The 3250-nt window shown below is 71.8% G+C and carries 3 protein-coding genes and 1 pseudogene; 3 read left to right on the top strand and 1 reads right to left on the bottom strand.

Annotation, left to right across the window (positions count from 1 at the left end; genetic code table 11):
* Window positions 1–188 (top strand): annotated as a pseudogene (locus QM572_RS19245) (hypothetical protein); the annotation flags it as partial.
* On the opposite strand, the gene QM572_RS19240 reads toward QM572_RS19245, so the two are convergent.
* On the bottom strand, window positions 163–1104 hold the full coding sequence (locus QM572_RS19240; RefSeq protein WP_415095592.1) for an Lrp/AsnC family transcriptional regulator: 942 nt from the start codon (window positions 1102–1104) through the stop codon (window positions 163–165). The pseudogene QM572_RS19245 and the gene QM572_RS19240 sit on opposite strands and share 26 nt — an antisense overlap.
* A gap of 193 nt (window positions 1105–1297) precedes the next feature.
* Here QM572_RS19240 and QM572_RS19235 point away from each other — a divergent pair, with 193 nt between their 5' ends.
* Window positions 1298–1681: a YybH family protein gene (locus QM572_RS19235; protein ID WP_415095591.1), complete on the top strand. Its 384-nt coding sequence runs from the start codon at window positions 1298–1300 to the stop codon at window positions 1679–1681.
* Window positions 1682–1712: 31 nt separating this feature from the next.
* Window positions 1713–3250 (top strand): purine-cytosine permease family protein (locus QM572_RS19230; RefSeq protein ID WP_415095590.1); only part of this gene is annotated, 1538 nt, incomplete at its 3' end.

The following is a 3250-nucleotide window of genomic DNA, read 5'->3' as shown; positions in this document are numbered from 1 at the left end:
GGGACCAGGTGGGCCTGCGGCTCTGCGAGCGCACCGCGGCGCTGGTGGCGCCACCGCCCCCGGCGGGAACGCCGGTGGACGACTTCCTCGCCGCCGTCATCGCCGGGCGACGGGAGCGCGACGCCGCCCGGTTCGCCCGCGAGGCGGCGCTGCGGGAGCGTCTCAGGCAGGCGGTCCGTCAGCGGTGAGCCGCCCTGACGCGTAGGTCTCCTTGACGTACTCGAGGTGGCCCCACGTGTCGATCCCCCGGACGCCGGGGAGGGCGCGCAGCCCCTCGAGCAGGTCCACGAGCTGGCCCGCGGAGGTCGCGTTGACCGTCGCGACCAGGTCGTAGCGGCCCAGCGTGCGGGCGAGGAACACGACCGACTCGAGCCCCAGCGCGCGCTCGACCACGTCCGCCCCGTCGTCGCACAGGCTGATGCCGACGCCCATCGCCGCGCGGCGGTCGGCCCCGGAGTGCCGTACGACGGCGCCGACCCGGACCGCGCGGCCCTCGATGAGCCGACCGACCCGGCGCCGGGTGCCCGCCGCCGACATGCCGACGAGCTCACCGAGCCGGACGTAGGAGGCACGGCCGTCGTCCTGGAGGGCGCGCAGGAGCGCGAGGTCGACGTCGTCGAGGTCGTCGAGGCCCACGCCCGGCTCCCCGACCGGTCCCGCGACGTCGCGGACCACCTCGCTGTAGAGCAGGAGGTTGAGGCCGTCGACGCCCGGCAGCGCCCTGATCCGCGACACCGCCCGGTCGATCGCCGCCTGGTCCTCGGCGCGGATCTCCGCGACGACGGCGTACCGGCCGGTGCAGAGCGAGACGAAGGTGACGTCCTCGCGGTCGGCCACGGCGGCGGCCAGGCGCGCCGCGGAGCCCCGGACGGTCAGCGCCACGTGGGCGCACGATCCGCGGCGGAGCACCGCAGGGTGGACGACGCCGCGGATCGCCACCTGCCCGCTCGCCAGGAGGCGGGCGACCCGGGCCGCCGTCGCCGGACGGGAGAGCCCGATGTGCTCGGCGAGCTCGCGATGGGAGAGCCGGCCGTCCCTCTCCAGCAGCGACACGATCGCGTCATCGAGGTCGTCCATCACCGGAGGCGCCACGATTCCCGACATTTTCTTCTCTCACGGTCCTTCGATCAGATATCGAGGTCATCGTGCCATTTGCCGACCAGGAGTGCCCTCATATCCATGCTTTGCAAGCATAAACGTCATATCTGATCGTGTTACATGACTGAAATGCTTGTCAGCGACGCTCCGGGGTGCCTATGGTCCCGCCACCCGCACACCGGACTGAAGGATCGCCCGCATGCCGCTCACCTCCGACGCCGTCCTCGTCGCGGCGCGTCGTCTCGTCGAGGCCTTCGCGCGCACCGACACCGCGGCGTACTTCGCCTGCTTCCACCCTCGTGCCACGTTCCTCTTCCACACCGAGCCGGCGCTTCTCGAGAGCCGCGCGGCGTACGAGCGCCTGTGGGCCTCGTGGATCGGGGAGGGCTGGCAGGTCGTCTCCTGTGCCAGCTCCGACCCCCACGTCGTGGTCGTCGGGGAGACCGCCGTCTTCAGCCACCGCGTCCACACGGTCACCCGGGTGGGCTCGGAGACGACCTCGACCGTCGAGCGCGAGTCCATCGTGTTCGCCGCTCAGGGCGACAGCGTCGTCGCCGTCCATGAGCACCTCTCGCCCGCCTGACCGCCTGAACCGAGCCGCCCGAGGACCTGCCATGAACGCCGCCACCACCACCGCACCACGTGCCACCGAGATCGAGACCCACGGGGTCGAGCCCATCCCCGACGACGAGCGCTCGGCGCGCCCCGTCGACCTCTTCCGCCTGATCTTCGGCGGCGCCAACACGATCGCCACCGTCGTGCTCGGGAGCTTCCCGATCCTCTTCGGCCTCTCCTTCCGCGACGCGCTGCTCGCGACCCTCCTCGGGCTCCTCGCCGGGACGGCCGTGCTGGCCCCGATGGCCCTCTTCGGCCCGCGCACGGGCACCAACAACGCCGTCACCTCCTCGGCGCACATCGGCGTCCACGGGCGGGTCGTCGGCTCGTTCCTCTCCCTCCTCACCGCACTCGCGTTCTTCTCGATCTCGGTCTGGTCCTCCGGCGACGTGCTCGTCGGGGGCGCCCACCGCGCGATCGCGCTGCCGGAGAACGACGCGGCCCTCGCCGTCGCGTACGGCCTGTTCGCGGTCCTGGTCCTCGTCGTCTGCATCTACGGCTTCCGCTTCATGCTGCTGGTGAACAAGATCGCGGTCGTCGCGGCGACGCTGCTCTTCCTCCTCGGAGTGGTCGCCTTCGCCGGTGACTTCGATCCCGGCTACCCGGGGATCTTCGGCGCGGCCGCCGACGCGGCCACCCAGTCGCTCTACTGGCCCTCCTTCGTGGGAGCCGCGCTCATCGTGATGTCCAACCCCATCTCGTTCGGCGCGTTCCTCGGCGACTGGGCGCGCTACATCCCCCGGGAGACCCCCGGCTGGAAGGTGATGGCGGCCACCGTGCTGGCGCAGCTCGCCACCCTCGTCCCCTTCGTCTTCGGCCTCGTCACCGCCACCATCGTCGCCATCGAGGTGCCCGACTTCATGGCCGGCGGCAGCTACGTCTCCGGGCTGCTGGACGTCTCCCCCGACTGGTATTTCGTGCCGGTCTGCCTGATCGCCCTCATCGGCGGCCTGTCGACGGGCACGACGGCGCTCTACGGCACCGGCCTGGACTTCTCCAGCGTCTTCCCCCGCTTCAGCCGGGTGCAGGCCACGCTGTTCATCGGCGTCCTGTCGATCGCCTTCATCTTCATCGGGCGCTTCGCCTTCGACGCGGTCACCAGCATCAGCACCTTCGCCGTCCTCATCGTCACCTGTACGGCGCCGTGGATGGTCGTCATGATGCTCGGCTGGGTGGTCCGGCGGGGATGGTACGACTCCGACTCGCTGCAGGTCTTCAACCGCCGCCAGCGCGGCGGCCGCTACTGGTTCGCCCACGGCTGGAACTGGCGCGGGCTGCTCGCCTGGCTGAGCTCCGCCGCGATCGGGCTGTGCTTCGTCAATCTGCCCGGACAGTTCGTGGGCCCCCTCGGCGACCTCGCCAACGGCGTCGACCTCTCCATCCCCCTGGGCCTCGGGCTGGCGGCGGTGCTCTATCCCGCCCTGCTCGTCGCCTTCCCCGAGCCTCGCGACGCCTTCGGCCCCGACGGGCCGCGCTGGGTCCCCGCGGGCCCCGCGGCCGACCACCCGATCGAGGTGACGGCCGGCGCCCCGGCGCC

This window comes from Nocardioides sp., assembly GCF_047607365.1.
Taxonomy (GTDB): Bacteria; Actinomycetota; Actinomycetes; order Propionibacteriales; family Nocardioidaceae; genus Nocardioides.
This window is presented reverse-complemented; position numbering and strand designations above follow the sequence as displayed.

Coding starts and splice junctions, on each gene's coding strand:
- QM572_RS19240 (WP_415095592.1), bottom strand. CDS start 1,104: ATGTCGGGAATCGTGGCGCCTCCGGTGATGGACGACCTCGATGACGCG.
- QM572_RS19235 (WP_415095591.1), top strand. CDS start 1,298: ATGCCGCTCACCTCCGACGCCGTCCTCGTCGCGGCGCGTCGTCTCGTC.